The sequence below is a fragment of the Proteiniclasticum sediminis genome, from assembly GCF_018128025.1.
GTDB lineage: Bacteria > Bacillota > Clostridia > Clostridiales > Clostridiaceae > Proteiniclasticum > Proteiniclasticum sediminis.
Map to the genome: position 1 here is coordinate 215,612 of NZ_JAGSCS010000001.1, position 20,184 is coordinate 235,795.

18 protein-coding genes are annotated in these 20,184 nt (G+C 50.8%); 9 read left to right on the plus strand and 9 right to left on the minus strand.

The annotated features are described in order from the left end of the window. Nucleotides 1–12 precede the first annotated feature (12 nt). The 8 genes from KCG48_RS00995 (at nucleotide 13) to KCG48_RS01030 (ending at nucleotide 8,909) form a co-directional block, all read left to right on the plus strand. Nucleotides 13–564: a hypothetical protein gene (locus KCG48_RS00995; protein WP_211799421.1), complete on the plus strand. Its 552-nt coding sequence runs from the start codon at nucleotides 13–15 to the stop codon at nucleotides 562–564. Nucleotides 565–788: 224 nt separating this feature from the next. Beyond that, nucleotides 789–1,985 (plus strand): class I SAM-dependent rRNA methyltransferase, encoded by a 1,197-nt coding sequence (locus KCG48_RS01000; RefSeq protein ID WP_230976933.1) that lies wholly within the window; start codon nucleotides 789–791, stop codon nucleotides 1,983–1,985. 204 nt (nucleotides 1,986–2,189) lie between these two features. Next, the gene (locus tag KCG48_RS01005) at nucleotides 2,190–3,668 is read left to right on the plus strand and encodes a DUF3298 domain-containing protein (protein ID WP_211799422.1); all 1,479 of its coding nucleotides are present in this window, start codon (nucleotides 2,190–2,192) and stop codon (nucleotides 3,666–3,668) included. Nucleotides 3,669–3,802: 134 nt separating this feature from the next. Beyond that, nucleotides 3,803–4,684, plus strand: coding sequence for a PstS family phosphate ABC transporter substrate-binding protein (locus KCG48_RS01010; RefSeq protein WP_211799423.1), 882 nt, complete (start codon nucleotides 3,803–3,805; stop codon nucleotides 4,682–4,684). Then, nucleotides 4,668–6,158, plus strand: a complete 1,491-nt coding sequence (locus tag KCG48_RS01015; RefSeq protein WP_211799424.1) for an RsiV family protein — start codon at nucleotides 4,668–4,670, stop codon at nucleotides 6,156–6,158. The genes KCG48_RS01010 and KCG48_RS01015 overlap by 17 nt, the downstream gene beginning before the upstream one ends. Nucleotides 6,159–6,162: 4 nt before the next feature. Next, on the plus strand, nucleotides 6,163–6,504 hold the full coding sequence (locus KCG48_RS01020) for a hypothetical protein (protein ID WP_211799425.1): 342 nt from the start codon (nucleotides 6,163–6,165) through the stop codon (nucleotides 6,502–6,504). Between the two features lie 639 nt (nucleotides 6,505–7,143). Further along, nucleotides 7,144–8,136, plus strand: coding sequence for a tyrosine recombinase XerC (locus KCG48_RS01025; RefSeq protein ID WP_211799426.1), 993 nt, complete (start codon nucleotides 7,144–7,146; stop codon nucleotides 8,134–8,136). Between the two features lie 479 nt (nucleotides 8,137–8,615). After that, a complete protein-coding gene (locus KCG48_RS01030; RefSeq protein WP_211799427.1) occupies nucleotides 8,616–8,909 on the plus strand; it encodes a hypothetical protein in 294 nt (97 codons plus the stop codon). 44 nt (nucleotides 8,910–8,953) lie between these two features. Here the strand turns inward: KCG48_RS01030 and KCG48_RS01035 are convergent, their stop codons facing one another. From KCG48_RS01035 to KCG48_RS01055, 5 genes are all read right to left on the minus strand, one after another. Continuing rightward, a complete protein-coding gene (locus KCG48_RS01035) occupies nucleotides 8,954–10,132 on the minus strand; it encodes a SpoIIE family protein phosphatase (protein ID WP_211799428.1) in 1,179 nt (392 codons plus the stop codon). A 1-nt stretch (nucleotide 10,133) separates the two neighbouring features. After that, nucleotides 10,134–11,837, minus strand: coding sequence for a [Fe-Fe] hydrogenase large subunit C-terminal domain-containing protein (locus tag KCG48_RS01040; protein WP_211799429.1), 1,704 nt, complete (start codon nucleotides 11,835–11,837; stop codon nucleotides 10,134–10,136). Nucleotides 11,838–11,969: 132 nt separating this feature from the next. Beyond that, the gene (locus tag KCG48_RS01045) at nucleotides 11,970–13,664 is read right to left on the minus strand and encodes a GGDEF domain-containing protein (protein WP_211799430.1); all 1,695 of its coding nucleotides are present in this window, start codon (nucleotides 13,662–13,664) and stop codon (nucleotides 11,970–11,972) included. Between the two features lie 114 nt (nucleotides 13,665–13,778). Beyond that, on the minus strand, nucleotides 13,779–14,492 hold the full coding sequence (gene deoD / locus KCG48_RS01050; protein ID WP_211799431.1) for a purine-nucleoside phosphorylase: 714 nt from the start codon (nucleotides 14,490–14,492) through the stop codon (nucleotides 13,779–13,781). A gap of 1 nt (nucleotide 14,493) precedes the next feature. Continuing rightward, the gene (locus KCG48_RS01055) at nucleotides 14,494–15,420 is read right to left on the minus strand and encodes a nucleoside hydrolase (protein WP_211799432.1); all 927 of its coding nucleotides are present in this window, start codon (nucleotides 15,418–15,420) and stop codon (nucleotides 14,494–14,496) included. 185 nt (nucleotides 15,421–15,605) lie between these two features. On the opposite strand from KCG48_RS01055, the gene lexA reads away from it, so the two are divergent. After that, nucleotides 15,606–16,211 (plus strand): transcriptional repressor LexA, encoded by a 606-nt coding sequence (gene lexA, locus KCG48_RS01060; protein ID WP_408004680.1) that lies wholly within the window; start codon nucleotides 15,606–15,608, stop codon nucleotides 16,209–16,211. 48 nt (nucleotides 16,212–16,259) lie between these two features. Here the strand turns inward: lexA and KCG48_RS01065 are convergent, their stop codons facing one another. The 4 genes from KCG48_RS01065 to hfq all read right to left on the minus strand — a co-directional run bounded on the left by KCG48_RS01065 (nucleotide 16,260) and on the right by hfq (nucleotide 20,116). Beyond that, nucleotides 16,260–17,588: a hemolysin family protein gene (locus KCG48_RS01065; RefSeq protein WP_211799434.1), complete on the minus strand. Its 1,329-nt coding sequence runs from the start codon at nucleotides 17,586–17,588 to the stop codon at nucleotides 16,260–16,262. A 114-nt stretch (nucleotides 17,589–17,702) separates the two neighbouring features. Then, complete coding sequence (locus KCG48_RS01070; protein WP_211799435.1) at nucleotides 17,703–18,989, minus strand: methionine gamma-lyase family protein; 1,287 nt, start codon at nucleotides 18,987–18,989, stop codon at nucleotides 17,703–17,705. Between the two features lie 121 nt (nucleotides 18,990–19,110). Further along, the gene (locus KCG48_RS01075; protein ID WP_211799436.1) at nucleotides 19,111–19,728 is read right to left on the minus strand and encodes an acetate uptake transporter; all 618 of its coding nucleotides are present in this window, start codon (nucleotides 19,726–19,728) and stop codon (nucleotides 19,111–19,113) included. 145 nt (nucleotides 19,729–19,873) lie between these two features. Further along, nucleotides 19,874–20,116, minus strand: coding sequence for an RNA chaperone Hfq (hfq, locus tag KCG48_RS01080; protein WP_211799437.1), 243 nt, complete (start codon nucleotides 20,114–20,116; stop codon nucleotides 19,874–19,876). Between the last annotated feature and the right edge of the window lie 68 nt (nucleotides 20,117–20,184).

The window sequence follows — 20,184 nt, forward strand, 5'->3', positions numbered from 1 at the left end:
GGAGGCAGTGCCATGGATTTCCTGGAAATCATCCTTCTGATTCTGGTCTTCGGGATCTCCGCCGCCACCAAGCGCAATCAGAAAGCCCGCAAGACATCCTCCGAAGGAAAACCCGCGCCTACACCGGAGAAACTTCAGGCACAGCAGCGCCAGAAAGAGGCCGTGGAAACCTTTCTTCGACAGCTCACTGGAGAGCAGCTCTATCCCCGAAGGCCTCCTACAACAGTAAAACCCTCATCGCCCCCGCCAAAGCCCGAGAATATGGACAAGGCATATTATGACAAATTCTGGGCGGAGGAAGCTTTGGATGAAGCTGCCATGGAAGAACGCTCCCGCATCGATGCTGAAAAGTGGCAGAAAGAAATGGAAAAGGACTATGCCATCAACGATGCCCCGGTGCCGGAGGAAACGCCCATGACCGTCACAGTACTCCTGGAAGAGGAAGAGGGGGAGACCCTCTTTCAGTTCTCCGATGCTCGCATGGGCTTCATCTGGCATGAAGTTCTCGAGAAACCCAAAGCCCTCCAAAAACGGTCACCCTACCCCCATCAGGGGGCCCGGTGACCTTCGCCCTCGAAGAATTTCCTTGTCACCGTTTCGAAATCAGGATAGAATAGGGAAGATATGAACCGTGCACCACTAACGCTGAACTTACGGTTTTGCGATTTTTTAGGTGCTGTACGAAACTCAGGATTACCTTCGGCAAAACCATACCGAAGGTAATCCTTCCTTATGCCGCCAGCTTCAGCCGGTGGTATAAGGACATGACCACAAGGGAGGAAATCAAGATGGCAATTGCGACACTGAAAAAGGGAGAAGGCCGGGAACTGAAAGCCGGAGGACTCTGGATTTATGATAACGAGATCGCCGAGATCCAAGGCGAATTTGACAATGGAGACATCCTGGAGATCCAGGATTTTGACGGCTATCCCCTAGGAAAGGGCTTCATCAATGTGCAGTCCACCATCCGGGTCCGGATGATGACCCGGGATCCCCAGGCCGTCATCGACGAAGCCTTTCTTCGAAAGCGTGTCCAGGATGCCTGGGATTACCGGAAGAAAGTGGTCCCGCTAGACAGCTGCCGCCTGATTTTTGGCGAAGCAGACTACCTGCCGGGGCTGGTCATCGATAAGTTCAGCGATGTTTTCGTGGTGGAGTCTCTAGCCTTGGGAATTGACCGCTACAAAGAGACCCTGGTGAGGCTGGCCAAGGAGATCCTGGCTGCCGATGGCTATAACATTCGGGGTGTCTATGAGCGAAGCGATGCCAAGGTCCGGGAAAAAGAAGGCCTGGCGCGGACCAAGGGATTCCTCGGGGAACCCTTTGACACCAACGTGGAGATCGTGGAAAACGGCGTGAAATACCTTGTGGATGTGAAGGACGGGCAAAAAACCGGCTTTTTCCTGGACCAGAAATTCAACCGCCTGGCCATCCAGAAGCTGGCGAAGGACGCCAAGGTCCTGGACTGCTTCACCCATACGGGCTCCTTTGCCCTCAATGCCGGCATTGCCGGCGCCAAGCATGTCCTCGGCGTGGATGCCTCGGAGCTGGGCGTCACCCAGGCTCGACTCAATGCCAAGCTCAACGGGGTGGAGGACCGGGTGGAGTTTATTACCCGGGATGTCTTTGAGCTCCTGCCGGAGCTGGAAGAAAAAGGGGAGAAGTTTGACCTGGTCATCCTGGATCCTCCGGCCTTCACCAAATCGAGAAGCGCCACCAAAAACGCCATCAAAGGCTATCGGGAGATCAATCTGCGGGGGATGAAGCTAGTGAAGAACGGCGGCTTCCTGGCCACCTGTTCCTGTTCCCACTTCATGACCCCAGAGCTCTTCACGAAGACCCTGGCTCAGGCGGCGAAGAACGTCCACAAGCGTCTCCGACAGGTGGAGTACCGTACCCAGGCCCCGGATCATCCCATCCTCTGGGCCGCAGATCAGTCCTACTATCTCAAGTTCTATATCTTCCAGGTGACCGATGATTATTAGACCGCAGACGGGGTATCTTGCCCCGTCTATTTTCTTGCTTGCAGGAAACGTCCGCAAATTTCAGAAAATTGTAACCCTATCCCTTCATCCTATGGTAGAGTAGAGATATAGATTTATCCTGTATAGAAAATACAGTGTTTCCATGGGACATATGCTTTATCCACTCCCCATAGCAGAAGTTCACCATGACGAAGGAGAAGTGAGATGATCCGATTTAGCCAGCGACGTATCCGATTCCTGGGCTGTATGCTCCTCATTCCGTTGATGCTGTCCACCACCGGCTGCCTGTCCTGGCGGACCAGCGGCAAGGAAAAGCCGGGCGAAATCCTCGGTCCGCCTTGTGGTGTGGTGCAGGGGAGTTATCCCGCAGCGGTTTCCGATGGAAACTTTTATTTCTACTACCGTAACCCACTGGATGTCAATATCCACGAATCCCGGCAGGAGAACATCCACAACAGCACCGTGGAGGTGAGCGGTCTTCGGGACCACACCAGGGAAGAGGAGCTGAACCGCCGGATTCGGGCAGCCCATGAAGCTCTGGTGGCCATGGTCAATCCTCCAGCGGAAGCGAAGAAAAGCACTTCGGAAAACCCCCTCAATAAAAGCATCGAGAAGGTATTTGACAATGTGGAGTTCAGCGGGAACGGTCTTCTGTCCATCTCTTTCTACCGCACCTGGTACAAAGAACCAGAGGAAGTGGTCCTCAAGGAAGTCCTGAACCTGGATCTGGAAAAGGGACAGGAACTGACCTTGAGTGATCTATTTATGGAGAACTTCGATTACGTGACCTTCCTCAACGACCGGATCAAGGCCTATATCCGCGAGAGCCGTGAGGGGGGAAGAGTGGTTTTCCCCCTAGACGAAGCATTTCCGGGAATCACGAAAACCCAGAAGTTCTTCCTCCAGGAGAATCAGCTGATACTGATTTTTGATCAGGAGACCCCGAATTTTAACGGGGCCGCGGCCCCGGTGGAAGTTCCCATTCCGCTTCTGGACATTCAGGACAAGCTGGTCCTCAACACACGGTTTGCCGAGAAGAACAAAGACCTTTTTGCTTTTAAAATCACGGAATATGTTCTCCTGGCAGCTCCCCATATCCCCATGCACTCCCAGACGACATCCGAAACCGTGGGGAAAATTCAGGTGGAACTGTCCATGTATTATCCGGAATCTGTGCCGGAGGCTCTGGTGAAGCGGATCGAATCCTACTATGTGCGAAATGAGGAAATCCTCGCGGCCCTCGTGAAAGAAGACAAAGAGGGCATGTATTTGAAGGCCGTTGCGCTGAATCAAGTGGGGAAGTTCTATGTGTTCCTCATGGATGAGTTTTCTCATGTGGAGGGCAACAGCTCCCGCCACAAGTCCGTCTACGGGATCTTTACCCTCCAGGGGGAAGAAGTCCACTTACCGGATCTTTTCCTTCCTTCGGCAGACTATGAAGCGGTCTTCATCCGGCATATCCAGAAGGATATGGATCAGTGGAGCTTTGGGGGAGCCGCCTTTGAAAAGACCGCGGAAGAGCTCTATGGGGAGGGGATCACTGTGGCGTTATACCCCGACGGCATCATGTATGGCACCTTACCGATAACGCTGAAGTCAGGGGAAATCATCCCCCTGGGTCATGTGATTCCTTTTGATGAGTTTGGCCTGGAAAACCTGAAGCTCTTTTCCGAGAATCCCTAAGCTTCTCGAGCCCATAAACTAATGAAACCCCCTGATTTCTAAAGAGAAACTGGGGGTTTCATCAATTTGTCATTCTCTTCTGAATAATCTTGGTTAAACTATAGACAAAGATGTGAACTAAGGGGGAAAAGCTCATGTGGAAAAAAGGAATCCTGCTCGTGGTGATGTTTCTTCTGCTTCTCACCGGATGCCGCACGCCGGTGGAACCTGTGGCACCGCCATCCTTCACCCTGGAAACGTACCCGAAGGTCGATGGCTCCACCGTGACCATTCCCATGTCCGAGGCCCTGGTATCGAAGCTTCTCAAGCTCCCCCTGGAAGAGGCCCGGCTTTATGTGCTTCATAACAAAACTCATGAGGCTTATCTCAATCTCATGGCCAAGAAGGCGGATGTAATTTTTGTCACCAGTCCCTCGGCAGAGGAACTGGACCTGGCGAAAAAGGCCGGTGTGGAGCTGGAAGTCATCCCGGTGGTCAGCGAGGGATTTGTCTTTCTCGTGGGAGCGGACAATCCCGTGAACTCCCTGACCAAGAAACAGATTGTGGAGATCTACTCGGGAAAAATCACCAACTGGAAAGAGGTGGGGGGAAAGGATGAACCCATCCTGGCTTATCAGCGGCCGGTGAACTCCGGAAGCCAGACGGGATTTCTGGATCTGGTGATGAAGGACGTGACGCCCATGGAGGCGCCCACCACCCAAGTCGTTGCCGGCATGGGGGAGCTCATCGACGCCGTGGCCGCCTTTGAGGATCAGCCCGGCGGGATCGGGTATTCCTATTTCTACTACACCACCAGCATGTGGAAAAACGAGAAGGTGAAGCTCATCAGCATTGAGGGCGTGGCGCCGAGCAAGGAGAGCATCGCCAGCAGCAAGTATCCTTATCGCACTGCCTACTATGCCGTGGTGCGTAAAGATGAACCAAAAGAGAGCAATGCCCGAAAGCTTGTGGCCTATATCCTGTCCAAGGAGGGGCAGAACCTCATGGAGGAGGCTGGATATGTCAAAGTTAAGTAGGCGACACCGGCGATCCTTGATGTTATCTGCACTTTTGGTTGCCGCAGTACTTTCCACGGCCTGCCAGACGCAAGAACCCATGCCTATAGAAACCCCGGCGGAAACGCCGGTGGAGACCCCCGAAAGTCCCGACGGTTCTTCTTTCTATGCGACCATATCCTCACCCAGCGGCTTTATGGCCATGTATCGAAACCCCTTGGAAATCCTCACAAAGGATCATCAGTCCGATAAAATGTACACGGTCAGCACATCCATTGCAGGACTGAAAAATGAAGCTCTGGAGAAGGAGATCAATGGAAAGCTCCAGGAAAAACATGAAGCGCTCCTGCGGGCAGACTATCCGCCTTATCGGGGGATCAAGACCTTGGCCTTGGGTGATGCGGTGCCCACTTCCCAAACCGTCTCCACCATGATGGTGTTCAACAACAGCGGTCTCCTTTCCCTGACCTTTACCCGGGACTGGGAAGTGAAGGGCAACTACATCGAGAAGGTGGACACGATGACGCTGGATCTAGACACCGGAAGGGAAGTCACCTTAAAAGATCTCTTTGCCGATGATGTGGATTACCTGAAGCTTCTGAGCGATTGGATGGCTTCTTATTTTACCCGGGAAAACAGCATGGAGGACACCAGCTATTTCGCCTTGGTGGAGCCATTTCCCGGGATCCAGAAGGATCAGAAGTTCTTCTTGAATGAAAACAGTCTGGTTCTGGTTTTCGATGAACATACACCATTCCTTGATTTGCGGTTCTATCCGCTTCGCGTTTATATCCCCATGGAAATGCTCCGGGATTCGCTGGTTCTAGACACCCGGTTCGGCAACAAAAACTTGGACAGCTTTAAAGCTTCGCCCACAGAATATCTTATTCTTTCCCGTGGGACCCAAAATCTTCAGGGAAAATCCATCCATGAAACCCGAGGAAGGATTTTCATCTTCTCCCAGACCTCCATGCCGAAAGAAACGCCGCAATCTTTGCAGGATCTGGTCACCGCCCGTTCCGCTTTGGATGAGGAGCTCCTCGCAGCCATGACTGCCTCCAATGAGGAGGGGGGACTCTATCAGGAATGCTCTCTCTCCCGATACAGCCTATACTACAGCCTCACCCATATGCTGCACGTCACCCGGCCCAAGGACTATGAGCTCAGCTTCACTTACAGCCTTTATGATCTCCAGGGAAAGGAGCTGACGATTAAGGATCTTTTCGTCCCGGGTTTTGATTATGAACCTGCCGTGCTAAGCAGACTTGAAAAAGAGCTTAAGGCCTGGCCGAATTTTACCGGAGACCCCCAGGAAGCCGCCAAGGAGTACTATGATCAGGGGATGACCTACGGCTTAACCTTATATGGGATAACCGCCGCAACAGTTCCCCTGGATCTGGAAGAAGGGCAAAAGACAGCTCTCACCCTGGTGATTCCCTTTGAGGATTTCGGCATCGAAAATCTCGTACTTTTCCAGAACCTAAAGGAGAAGTGATGCCATGAAAACCCCTGTGATCTTCTTGATTCTCTTGCTTTTCGCCTCCTTTGCAGGCTGCGCCAAAATAGGGAAAGCCCCGGAAGAGGAGCTTCGCACCCTGGCCTATGAGTCTCTCTCGAAGGAAGAACAGCAGACCACCCTGGACTGGACCAAAGCCCCAGTGGTTACCATAAAACCCCCAAATAGCCTTCTCATCTGGAGTCCCCAGGGATCCCTGGATCTGAAGGGCAGGGAAGTGGTCGTGGTCTCCTTTAACACCACCCAGGATCCGCTCCTAGGACCCATACAAGTCTTTCTGGATGTCACGACCCACGAGATACTGGGCAAAGGATTGCGACTTTAAGATTCGTGAAGATTCAAGGGAACTAGGGCATGAGAGACATAACAGTTATTTCCGAACACTTGTTCATTCACCCAAAAAAAGCCAGGTATCGAACGGATATCTGGCTTTTTCATAGGAACAGGGCTTGAGCAAAACTATATCAGGTAACACTGAAGCCATTGGAATCAATGGCTCAAGCATCATTGTGGTGATATGAACGGGATCTGCACGGAAGTATGATATCGCAATGAACCATGGCGATATTCAAGCTTCAAGTAACTAAGAGCAGATCATCATTCAGGAAGCCGTAAGTGGACATTATCCAAATCACATCCGGTAAATGGTCGCTCTAGAGAGAGTCTATACACGAAAGCAGAATGCTCCGCGATGGATTTCATGCTGCGGAGTACTGCGATCAGCCTGGAAAAACTGTAACCTCGGAGAATACGGAAGCTCTTTTGGCTGATCGAAAGGAATTCCATCAATTTAACGGATTTTTTTGGTAAATCTTGAGGGAGAAGGGAGCTTTGGGCTCCCTATAATTTATTTCGCGAAATGTTGATTTCGCGAATTTAATATGATAAAATAGAGAAAAGCAGGCAAAATCGGAAGAATTTTAGCCCAAGCGCCCTCTTAAAACCACCGGAAAGGATGAGATGAATGAATACGCCGAAAACACCTTATTATGACACTTATCCTCCCCGCATGCTGGACTTTCTAAACTACTCCAGCACCATCCGCGGAAAATCGGACAGCACCATCGAGGCTTACGGCTATGATCTAAGCCTTTTCTTTCGGTTCTTAAAGCAGCACCGCCGTCTGGTGCCAGCCGACTTGGAGTTCTCCGATATCCTGATCCATGATATCGATGATGAGTTCATTCAAAAGATCACACTTTCGGAAATCTATGCGTTCTTATCGTACACGGATCGCAAACGCCAAAACTCCGCTTATGCCCGTGCCAGAAAAACGGCCTGTATCAAAACTTTCTTTAAATACTTATCCTCCAAAGTCCGGATCATCGATAAAGATCCAACTGTAGAACTGGAACGGCCAAAAATTAAGAAACGAAATCCAGTCTATTTGACCCTGGATGAGAGTTTGCGCTTGCTGCGTTCCATGGACCAGGAAAACATCAACTATATTCGTGATTACTGCATTTTGACGCTATTTCTTAACTGCGGCCTTCGATTATCAGAGCTCGTCAGTATCAAGATCAGCAAAATCAAAGAAGACACCCTCACCGTCATTGGTAAAGGCAATAAGGAACGCGTTGTGTATCTGAACTCCGCCTGCGTATCGGCCATCGCGAACTACATGCCTATCCGCTCCAAAGTAGAAACGGATCCCGAGAATAAGGACTTCCTTTTTCTCTCCACCCATCGACGGCCCATCAATAAACGCACCGTCGAAATTCTCGTCAAAAAGCACGTTCACGGCGCAGGTCTGTACGATGAAAAATACAGTCCCCATAAACTTCGCCATACCGCAGCGACATTAATGTACAAACATGGCAAAGTTGATATTCGCAGTTTACAGATGATCCTTGGGCACGAAAATGTTTCGACCACCCAAATTTACACCCACGTGGATAACGAGGCTCTTCGAGAAGCCGTCAAATTAAATCCGCTGGCTGACGAAAATAATAAGTAAGCTTTCATTCATGGCAATATTCAAATATTTATTGCCATGAATTTTTATTTTCCGGAATGTTTTTCGCAAAAACCCTCTAGTTCCAACATTGCATTTCTAACACCACATGTTGTGTTTTGCAGTTAAATTACCCCATTTTATTTTACATAATATTTTATATGTTCTATTATTTTGGAGAATCCCTCTTCCCCGCTCCCCTTCTTAAGAAATTTTTCGAATTTAAAGCCCTTCACCTTTTTGCATTTATAGTATTTCATTTATGCATATTATTAATTATGTTAAACATTCCATTTATTATAAATAATCAAATTTAGCGATAATTAAAATTAATTTTTCAGCTGATTACACCCCTTCTCTCTTTTGCCCAGAAAATCCGGGAGCAGATATTTGAACCCAATTTTTTTGATTTTGCCATGCAAATGACATATACTTGAACTAAACTACGTTTATGGATTGAATCTATCTTTGGAGGATAACTTATGACATCAGTACTCGACACCATTTCCCTCGTGACAAAAGTCATTTTCTACGCTCTTATGCTCTTTTTCTTTGGAGTGCTCATCTCCATTCTGGCGGGTTACTTTAAACTGGCTCAGACACAGATCCCCTTTAATTTCATGGCCATGAGCGCTGGATTTGCTGCCGTGAGCATGATCACTTCGGATGTATCCAAAATCTTGAAGAAGAAGTCCAAAGCCCTCCACACCATCCCCGAATCGGATGAGGTACTCCCCGTGGAAACACCGATTGAAAACGAAAAATCAGAAGAGTAAAAAGAGCAGCTTGCGAGCTGCTCTTTTTACGTCCAAACCTATCATTACATGTAGGAAACCTTCACCGACCTGCCCAGCTGTTCTGTGAGAGTGCGGAGTTCATCGATCTGCCTTACTTTCACCTCAAAATTCAGAGGAAAATCCGGGACCTGATGATCCGGGTTCACCGCCATCCCCAGAACGATATTCAGCGATGTACACTCTTCAACGATCATCCTGGCCATGGTGGCCGAAGCGTCGCTCTTAGCCAGATCTTTCAGTACCCCTTCATCCGGATTTTCCGCCAATAAGCGTTTGAGCAGTTCAATCACTTCATGAACCGTCAGCACCCCTTCTGTAACCAGGTCGATGCCGGGCAATGCTGATGTCGGCGGTACTCCCGCTTCCGTTTGACCTTCTTTTTCCAGGATGCGCTGGCTTTCCCGGGCATAAATGTTCGCCGTGGTCCCCCCGGCGATAATGATCCGGTGCTTCTCTCGTCTTCTTTTTTCGATTTCCTGAAAGAGCAGCGCATCATCCTGAGGATCCGCTGGAGGTCCGATAAAGAGACTCAAATCCTGCTTCTCATGGAGCTTGATCCCTAAAGCCGTGGAGTCATCCCCGGGTTTTCCGCTGTAGAGCGCTCCCACAACGCCCATGAGCTGCAGGACCATGGCCCTCACCGTATGATCTTTGCGGGATAAACTGGAGAGAAACCCAGCCACGTCATCCCAGGTCCAGTTGAGATTCATGGTGGGTCCCGTCCCGGCATATACCACCCCATCACTGATAAACACGAGAAAGTCCTCGGGATCCATAGTAAACCGGCTCTCGTAGAGTATTTTTCCCTGGATCTCCATGCGGGCTTTGGGGATCTCCCGAATCTCGCCCCGACGCACCAGGATAAATTTAGGATTATCAAATTCCACCACATATACTTGCCCATTATCGCGGATTCTCGCCAACGTAAACGTGGAATAGGCCATTTTGCGCACTGAACATTCCGGGAGCGTGGACGCCAGGGTCTCCATCGTCTCTTTCAGCGAGGCTCCGCGCCTCACCATGGTTCCCGAGATCTTGGCGGTCATGGTGGCCAGGATATTGGCTTTCACCCCGGACCCCAGTCCATCGGCTAAGACCACAATGGTACTGTCCCCATCCCGAAACACCTCCGTCTGATCTCCGCAGAGCTCTTCGTCAGCCTTTGTCAGGCTGCGGGCATAGACTTCCGAAACATAGGCCATGCTACTCTCCCTCCTTAACCACCACCTGCTTTAGGGCATTCAGCGCCATTTTGGTTTCCGCTGTGGTTTCCCCTAAAAGACTGGCGATTTCCTGGGAGATTCGCATCTGTTTGTTGATGACATCCTGGGCCACTTTCAGCGTTTCTTCCTTCATGGCACGGAGTTCGGCTCGGCGCTTCTCTTCTTCTGTGATATCGCTGACAATGAGGATGACCTGGTGTGTGTCCTCCAGGAGGATCAGATTTTCCAGAAACACCTTATCTCGGTTCTTATCATGGATCCGCTGGGTACAATAGGTTTTCCCCGCCTTCAGCGCCTCCTGGAAGGCCTCATCCTCCATGATATAGCGCAGCGGCAAACCTTCCAGGGCTTCTCCCTGAGGCGCAAACAGCCGCATGGCCGCTGGGTTTGCCTGCTGAATATCCAGATCCCGATCCAAGAGGAAAATGAGATTGGGCGAATGCAGAAAGATCATGTCATTCATGGTTTCCGCTTTCATCCGCATGTACGGCATACACATTTCGATCTCCGACATGCCTTCCAGCACAGAACGGGCTTTCGCCCGACAGGAGTTGTATCCGCAGGCCCCGCAGTTCAGTTCATCCGCTTTGGTGGTCTTCCCCATATTCCGCAGGACCTGTCGGATACTTTCTTCCTTGGGCTGCCAGGCGTACCCTTCTGCCGCCAGGTGACGGTGGTGAAGGGAAACCGCCTTGTCAAGATGCAGCGTGTCTTCCCCCTGGGGGTTACGGCGTACATAGTGGAGCATCCGCTGCTTCCGCTTGTAGAGACTTCCGCAGTCCTCCGGAATACAGGGCCCATTCAGGCAGGATTCATGACAGGCGGACAGTTCAATGTAGACTTTATCCAGATCTCCCTGTTCCAGGTCCATGAGGATCTGCTCCACATGGTCCATGCCATGGGTACTGATCACGTCATAACCTTCCCGGTCCAGGGTATCCTTCAGTCCCTCGCCGATCCCTCCGGAAAGAGGATAACGCCGACCACTCAATGTAGCCAGCACATCCGGAGCAGAACCGAGGAGATGTTCCACCTGAACTCCCTGATTTTCCAGATAGGGCATGATTTCCTCGAAGGTGAGAACTGCATCCACCTCTCCTTGGTATTCTTCCTCCAGGGATTCCTTCTTTTTTGCCAAACATGGACCGACGAATACCGTATAGACCTCCGGCTTTTCCGCCTTCACCGCCTTCGCCAGGGCGATCATGGGGGACACCACGGGCAGAAGGTACTTCGTCATGTCCGGATGATATTTGCGGATGAGGAAATTCACGGAAGGACAGCAGGTGGAGATGGCATAGGGATAGTCCCCGGTTTCCAAAAGATTCCTGTAGGTTTCGGTGACTTTGTCAGCCCCATGGGCCACCTCTAGCACCCGCGAAAACCCCAGCATCCGCAAAGCGGTGATGAATCCATCATGATGATCAAAAAAGCCCGCAAAGGACGGGGCCAAAAGTGCCACCACTTCCTGTCCCCCAGCAATTTTCTCCAGGACCACCTCCAAGTCGCTTTTCAAGTGCCTCGCATTCTGAGGACAAACCGCAATACAGATCCCGCAGTAGATGCAGCGCTCCGGAACGATTTTCGCCTGGTTGTCGCTATAGCGGATGGCCTTCACCGGACAGCTTCGGACACACTTATAGCAGTTCTTGCAGTTAGCCTTAGAGAAATTCATAATATCCATGGTTCTACCCTCTTTCCTCTCTTCCCATTCTGTTCAATCCTGTCAACGTCACTTCTCATTATACCTCTTGGTCAAATTTTTAACAATTGTAGCCAAAAAAGAACTGTCCTCAAGACAGTTCCCATTCAGCCTTTAGCCTGCATTTTTCTTTTCTTTTCGGCGACGCTTATCCTGATACATCATCTGGTCCACATGGTGATAAAAATCACGGAACATGCGGTGATCGGCCGGGAGTAGGACATCGCTGCCCGATGCCACCTCCACGGGATAAGGCACATGGAGCTGTTCCTGTTGAAGGCGATGATAGAAACCTTCAATTCTTTTCTCATACACCGAAGCCCCTGTGCTGCCCAGGAGTACAGCGAATTCATCGCCCCCGAGACGGTAGCAGGTACCCTCCTTCTGAAAGGAATCCACCAGGGCGTTAAACACCCGGACGATGGCCCGATCGCCTTCCTGATGGCCAAACTCATCATTGATCTGTTTCAGGTGGTTCATATCCAAGAGCACCAGACGAAACTCCCGGGATTTTTCCGGATCCGTCAGCTCTGCCACATCCCGTTCAAAGGCCATGCGATTCCCTCCTTTGGTGAGGAAATCCAGGTAGGCCAGTTTTTCGTAAAATGCCGCTTCATTCTCCGCCTTCTGAAACTCCTGGATATACTTGAAGGTATTAAAGGCCAGAAGCAGGAAAAAGACCATGATCCCGAATCGGCTGAACCGGGATGTGGCACTGAAATTCCGGGAGAAGAACTGCAGGGTTTCCACGGAAACAATGATGAAGATCAGCAGCATATAGCTGAGAAACTGCTTAGCCTGGTGGTTTTGATACTTCCAGACCTCATAGAGGAGATAACTCCCCACCAGCAATGTCCCCAGCAGCATGAAGACCAGGGTTAACTTAATGGTCTGAAAAAAAGGAGCAATGCCCGCCACCTGAAGTCCAAAGTTCAGGAAGAAATTCAGGAGGAAAAGCAGCGCCAGATGGCGAAAGGCTTTCTTGTGGGCCATGAGGACGGCATCCTTCAAATAGAGCAGAAAAGTCACCGGGATGAGCGACACCATCATATAGCTGATTCCGCCCAGGATGAATCGGTTGCCCGTGAAGAACTGAAGAATTCGCGCTTCGGAAAGGATCCAGATGCCGACGATGATGGAAAAAAGCCCCAAATAGAGAAGACGGTTATCCGTGAAATTTGTCAGGGCAAAGGAAAAGAGAATGGTCATGAGGCCCAGAAGTACCAGAATCACGGCAATGAGCATCCCTCCATGCATATTGAAAAATAGAAATCGCATCAGGGCGTCCCGAGGGCCCGCATGAATGGGATTAAGGATTCCGGAAAACTCCCTCATCCGAGACGTCAGCGTCACCGTGAGCAGTTTCCCTTCGCTGGTAGAAGGCAGATCCACCATATGCCAGAGACTGGCTTCAATATTCTGGTAAAGGCCATCCGAAGGAAGCCCTTCCGCATAAAGGACTTCGCCATCGATAGTGATCTGAATATCCTGCATGGAGGTGCGCAGAAGCAGCGTACGTTCCTCCAGGAGCTGTTGATCGATGGTTCGGCTCAAGATGAGCGGTTCCAGGTTTTCATTCTTCACCGTGGCTGGAAGCACAAGGGTTTTCATGGATTCACCGCCCCCCTTGAGTTCCCACCCATCCTGCAAGGTGGTGACCGCTTGATCGCCCATGACCATTTCCGTGGATTTTCCGGCCAGGACCATCCCCAGAATCATAAGAAAGATGAGAAGAAAAACTGTGATACTTCGGGACCGGTTCTTAAAGGTTTCAGACAGGGTTTGTGCACGTTCGCGGTTTGATTCCATATACCACCACTTAACTCCAATTTGGCTTTCCCGGTAATTCTTGCAAGCGAACTTTAACTTTCCGCTTGAACCGGAAGAAGTCATCTGGATGCAGATGACTTCTCATTTGTATGGTTATTCCTGGGCCATGGCGACCGCTGTCTCCAGGGCAATTTTCATCATATCCTTGAAGGTTTCCTGCCGCTCCATGGCGGTGGTCTCTTCTCCAGTGATCAGGCTGTCGGAGACCGTCAGCAGCGTTAAGGCGTTTACCCCGGCGAAGGCCGCTTCGGTATAGAGCGCCGCAGCTTCCATTTCCACCCCTAAGGTTCCCGCTTCCATGAAGAGCTTGGTTGCTCCCGTTGTGTCATAGAAGATATCGGAGCTGAGGACATTTCCCACATGAACCTTGATCCCCAGTTCCTGGGCTTTGATGTAGGCCGTGTGCAGGAGCTCAAAGCTCGCTGTGGGAGCAAAATCCAGTCCCCGGAAACGATTCTTATTGATGGAAGACGTGGTGGATGCGGAGCTGGCCAAGATAACATCCCGGATCTTCACCCCTTCTTGCATGGAGCCGCAGCTTCCAACGCGCATGAGGTTCTTGACGCCGTACTCATGGATCAGTTCATGGGCATAAATGGAGATGGATGGGATGCCCATTCCTGTGCCTTGCACAGAAACTTGCACGCCTTTATAGGTTCCGGTGTAGCCCAGCATTCCCCGGACTTCATTGTAGCAGACGGGATTTTCCAGGAAAGTTTCCGCGATGAACTTCGCTCTCAGCGGATCCCCCGGAAGCAGTATGGTTTTCGCAATATCCCCTTTTTTAGCGCCAATGTGTGTCGACATATTACAAATCCTCCTTGGACAAATATTTTTCTAGGGTGTGGAAGAAGATGGACTTAAACGCCTCGTTATCCAGTCCGCTGGTCACGGTGACATTTTTTCTCGGGGCCGAGCGGTCCACGAGAATGTGCGCCCGGGTGTAATCCTCTTGGGTGGAAATGGTGAGCGAGGCATCAAAGGTACGAAAGATTTCGGGATGAACCAGCATCATGATGGCGGACGGATCATGCATATGGGACCCGGCATACCCATAAACGGTCATGACATTATGGCAGTACCAGGTCAGCAGGTCCTTGATAAAGGTGCTTTCCGGGGTGTTTGCCCGAAGGTTAGCAATCTCCTGTGGGGAAATCAGCGTTTCATGGGTGGCATCCAGCCCCACCATGGTCACCGGTAATCCGGAATCGAAGACAATTTTATACGCTTCCGGATCCACATAGGCATTAAACTCGGCAAAGGGGGTTACATTCCCCGTGCCATAGGCCCCGCCCATGAAGACAATCCCCTCGATGCGCTCCATGGCTTCCGGTCGGGTCCTGAGGAGCAGTGCCACGTTGGTTAAGGGCCCGAGGGCGATGATCGTGGTTTTTTCCTCCGTCGCAAAGAGCTTCTCCATGTAGAAATCAATGAAGTTCGTGTTCACCCGATGCTCCAACCCCTGGGGGAGCTTCAGGGGACCAATCCCGCTTTCGCCATGGACCTCGCTGGCATGATACCGCCCTTTGACCAAAGGACGGTCACTGCCGGCACAAACCGGGAGGTTTCTTCCCGTGAGTTCAACAACGCCGCAGGCGTTGGCTGTGACCTCTTCCAGGGGCACATTGCCCGCCACGGTCACAATCCCCTGGACATCCAGTTCAACCCGCTGAAGGGCGAATAACAGGGCTAAAACATCATCGGCACCGGGATCGCAATCAATTAAACACCGCATATCGTCATCCCTCCTATTTCACCATTATAGCATAGGACTCCGTTGCCGATAAGCAAGTGCCTTCAATTCTTCCGGGAAGGTTTCGCGAAAATATGGCCCGGACATCTGAAACTCGAACGCTCGTTTGCAATTACCCGCTCTCTATGCTATACTGGATATAAAATTAGTATGAGGTGAGCATGCCCATGAAAAAGGGAGAAGAGAAGAAGGAACGGGTTTATGAGTACGTCCTGTCCTTCACCGAAGCCAAAGGTTATCCCCCGTCTGTGCGCGAGATCTGCACGGCGCTGAATATCAAATCCACATCCTCCGTCCATTCCTATCTTTTGCAGCTGGAAAATGACGGAAAGCTGGAGCGGGATCCTTCAAAGCCAAGGGCACTGATGATCCCCGAGCTCATGAACAAGCAGATCGAGATGATTCCCATCCCCATGGTGGGCAAAATCACCGCCGGGGAACCCATTTTGGCCGTGGAAAACGTAGAAGACTATTTCCAGATGCCCATTAAGTTCGTCAAGCACGACAATGATCTCTTTATCCTGAGAGTCGAAGGCGAAAGCATGATTGAAGCCGGCATCCACAGCGGCGACTATGCCATTATCGAAAAAGCCTCCACGGCGGCCAATGGCGATATTGTCGTGGCCCTCATCGAAAATGATGCCACCATCAAGCGATTCTTCAAGGAGAAAAATCATATTCGCCTTCAGCCGGAAAACTCCTCCATGAAGCCCATCCTGGTGTCCCAGTGCGAAATTCTGGGAAAACTCGTCGGTCTCTACCGAAAATTCTAAAGCAAGCACAAATCCCCTGCAGCTCCTGGCTGCAGGGGATCTCTTTTCTTATCGGTCGTTTTCGACATACTCCGCATCGTGCTTTTCCGGGTTCATGATCAGCTTGAGAATCTTGATCCGTCGTCCGGACATTTGCTGCACCTTGAACTCATGGCCTTCGAAGTAGACAGAGTCTCCTTTCTTGGGAACCCGATCCAGCCGTTCGATGACATATCCGCCGATGGAGTCCGCATTATCCGACTCAATTTCCAGCCCCAAGGCGTCATTGACATCGTCGATGGAGACCAGGGCATCAATGAGGTAGATATTGTCCGTGACTTTATTGATGTACTCATCCATGACATCATGTTCATCATAGATGTTTCCTACGATTTCCTCCAGAATATCCTCGATGGTGACGATCCCGGAGAAACCGCCGTACTCATCCAGAAGGATCGCCATCTGGGCGTTGGCCAGCTGCATTTCCTTGAAGAGATCATCAATATACTTGTTCTCCGGGGCAAAATAGGGCTTTCGAAGAAGGTCTTCGATGTTTCCCACTTTCCCCTTGTTGATCAGCTGCCGGAAGAGGTCCTTGATGTACAGAATCCCCACCACGTTATCCACTTCGTCGACATAGATGGGAATTCGGGAAAAATTGCCGTTGGTAACCTTGGCCACAATATTGTTGGCCGGCTCCGAAAGTTCAATCATTTCCACTTCGGTTCTCGGGGTCATGATTTCCCGGGCCAGCTTGTTGTCGAACTCAAAGATTCCGTCCAGCATATCCCGTTCCGTTTCGTTGATGACCCCCTTCTCCTTGCCCACTTCGATAATGGAGCGGATCTCTTCTAATGAGACTTCTTCTTCCAGGGTATCGCTGTGGATCCCCACCAGTCGGGCGAAGATGTTCGTGGAGAACGAAAGAAAAAGAACGAAAGGACGAAACACTTTGGAGATAAAATCAATGATTCCCACCGTGCCCATGGCCACTTTTTCCGAATTCTGTAAAGCGATCCGTTTGGGGACCAGTTCACCGAAAACCAGAGTGAAATAGGAAAGAAGAATGGTGATCACAATAATGGAGGCCTGCTCCGTAAAGGGAATGCGCAGCTTCGCCATAAACGCGGTCAGATACTGCGATAAGCCGGTGGCCGCCTGGGCACTGGCCAGAAATCCGGCTAAGGTAATCCCCACCTGGATGGTGGACAGAAAATTACTCGGCCGTTCCAGAATTCGCAGCAGCTTCTCCGCTTTCTTATTTCCCTTGTCCTTTAGCATGGTGATCCGGACCTTATTGGCCGACACCATGGCCATCTCGGACATGGAAAAGAACGCATTGACGAAAATCAGCACCACAATAAACAACAGTTGGGTTCCTAAACCACTTGCATCCATAAATTTTCTTCAGGCTGAAACAGCCTGTTCACGTCTCCTTTTTGCTTTCAGGTCTGCGAAAACCCGCATCCTGGTTTATTTTCTCTATTATAACACAATTTCCCAGGGGTTGACTTACAGAATTCGGGATAAGGCAATGAGCAGGCCGATTTTCCCGTGGTCAAAGTTCAGCCCTCCCTGAAGATAGGCGGTGTAGGGCTCCCGAATGGGCGCATCACAGGAAAGCTCGATGGAAGCGCCCTGAATGAAGGCTCCGGCGGCCATGATGACCTGATCCTTGTATCCGGGCATATCCCAGGGTTCGCACTGGGCGCTGGAATCGATGGGGGCCCCAAACTGAATCCCCTTCACAAAATCAATGAGCTTGGCTTCGTCATGGAAGGTGATGGCCTGGACGATATCCGTCCGCAGAGTCTCCGCCTTGGGATGCACTTCAAAGCCCGCCAGTTCCAGAAGCTTGGCGGCGTATACCGCCGTCTTCAGGGCTTCTACGGCCACCTGGGGAGCCAGGAAGAGCCCCTGGTAGAAGCTGCGCATGACCCCGAAGGTGGATCCGCATTCTCCGCCCAGTCCTGGCACCGTGAGCCGATAGGACGCCTGATCCACCAGGTCGCCTCGTCCCACCACATAACCGCCAGTGGGGGCAATGCCTCCGCCGATGTTCTTAATGAGGGATCCCGCAATAATATCGGCCCCCACCTCGATGGGTTCGCGATCCTCCACAAATTCGCCGTAGCAGTTGTCCACAAAGACCACCACCTGGGGGAATTCTTCCTTGATCCAGCGGATCGCTTCGCCAATTTCGTCAATGCGGAAGGAATTGCGGGAAGCATATCCCTTGCTGCGCTGGATATGGACCATCTTGATGGAGGGATCGTGACGCAGCGCCTCCATCACGGCCTCCCGATCGATGTTGAGGTTCTTCAGGAGGATTTCCTTGTAGGATACTCCGAAATCCTTCAGGGAACCATGATTGGGGGAATCAACCTCCTGATCAATGCCGATGACCCCATGAATGGTATCGTAGGGACGGCCGGTAATGGCCAGAAGCGTATCCCCCGGTCGAAGAATTCCATAAAGCACACAGGATATGGCATGGGTACCGCTGACAAACTGAGGTCTCACCAGAGCTTTCTCTGCCCGGAAAATCCGCGCATAGACAAGATCCAGCGTATCTCGGCCCACATCCCCATAGCCATAGCCCGTGGTGTTGGTGAAGTGGTAATCGCTGATCCGTTCATCCTGGAAAGCTTTGAGCACTTTAAACTGATTATACTCCCGGATCTCCTCATAATTTTTAAAGTAAGGAGCCACGGCCTCCAGCGCCTGTTCGTGGAGGGCAATGGCGGATTCGCTGATCCCATATTCCTGGATCAGATATTGTTTCGATCGATTATGCATAGCGTACTTCCTTTCGTTTCATCACAATATAGTAGTATAGCACAAAGGGCGCCGGACCTGAAGTCTTTGCGCCCCAAAAAGCAATCCGCACCGGAAAACCGGTGCGGACATGTCAGGGATACTACTTCTTGAAAATACCGAAAGGCTTGCCCACGGGCAGAACGACCTTCCCAAAATGGGGGTTCAGGACGGCTGCAGCGGATCCGTAGAAGGATACCAGCGCAATGGCGAACTCGGAGTATGCCGCCAGGGCATGGGTGAACTCCGGAGCAACGCCGAAGGCATTGAGGAACAGGCCCAGGAACAGGAAGTCGATGAGGAAGAAAATGGTGAACAGCACTTTGTGCGTCTCCATGGCTCCCACAGTCATAAATACCGTGAAAATGAAATAGCCCAGATAAGCTACGCCCAGCTGTCTTGGGTCGACAGTTTTGGCCAGTTCTGCCCCGAATACACCCGCTTTGATCAGCCAGGATGCGGCGACACCGAACCAGAACAGGGCATATCCGCCAAAGGCTGTGGTTCCGAAGACGTTCTGACGCTTGGAGTCATTGATGGCTGCAAAGAGCTGTGCAAATCCTCCCAGGAAGATCGCCCAGGGAAGGACAAAGGCGACACCATCGGTAAGTCCCATTTTCTGAGAAGAAGCGACCAGTGTGACCATGGCCAGTCCGAAGAGGCCCAGGGCTGAAGGGTCTGCATTGACGATCTTGATGTTTTGAGTCGTGTTGTTGTTCATTGTCATCCTCCAAAATATAATAACCAATCAAAATTACCAGAGATCCGCCTTAAAGTCAAGAATTTCCGGTGTTTTCAAGGTTTTACCCCAAAGGAAAAGGCAGCCTGTTTATGCTGCCTAAAGCTTGTCAAAACATAAGTTTCCGTTATTCTTCCGCTTCCGTTTCTTCCATGGTCAGGAGCGGACGGCTGGGTGTGATGGTGGTCACGGCGTGCTTATACACCATCATCTGCTTTCCATCGCTGTCCAGCACGATGACGTAATTATCAAAACCCTTCACCATGCCCTTCAGCTGAAAACCATTGACCAGGTGAATGGTGACCAGTGTTTTTGATTTTCTGGCACTGTTGAGAAACACATCCTGAAAATTATTGATGACTTTATTCATGAAAATCCCCCCTATTATCTCTCGAAACCGAAATATTAAAAGCACTATTTCTATTATAGTACAATATT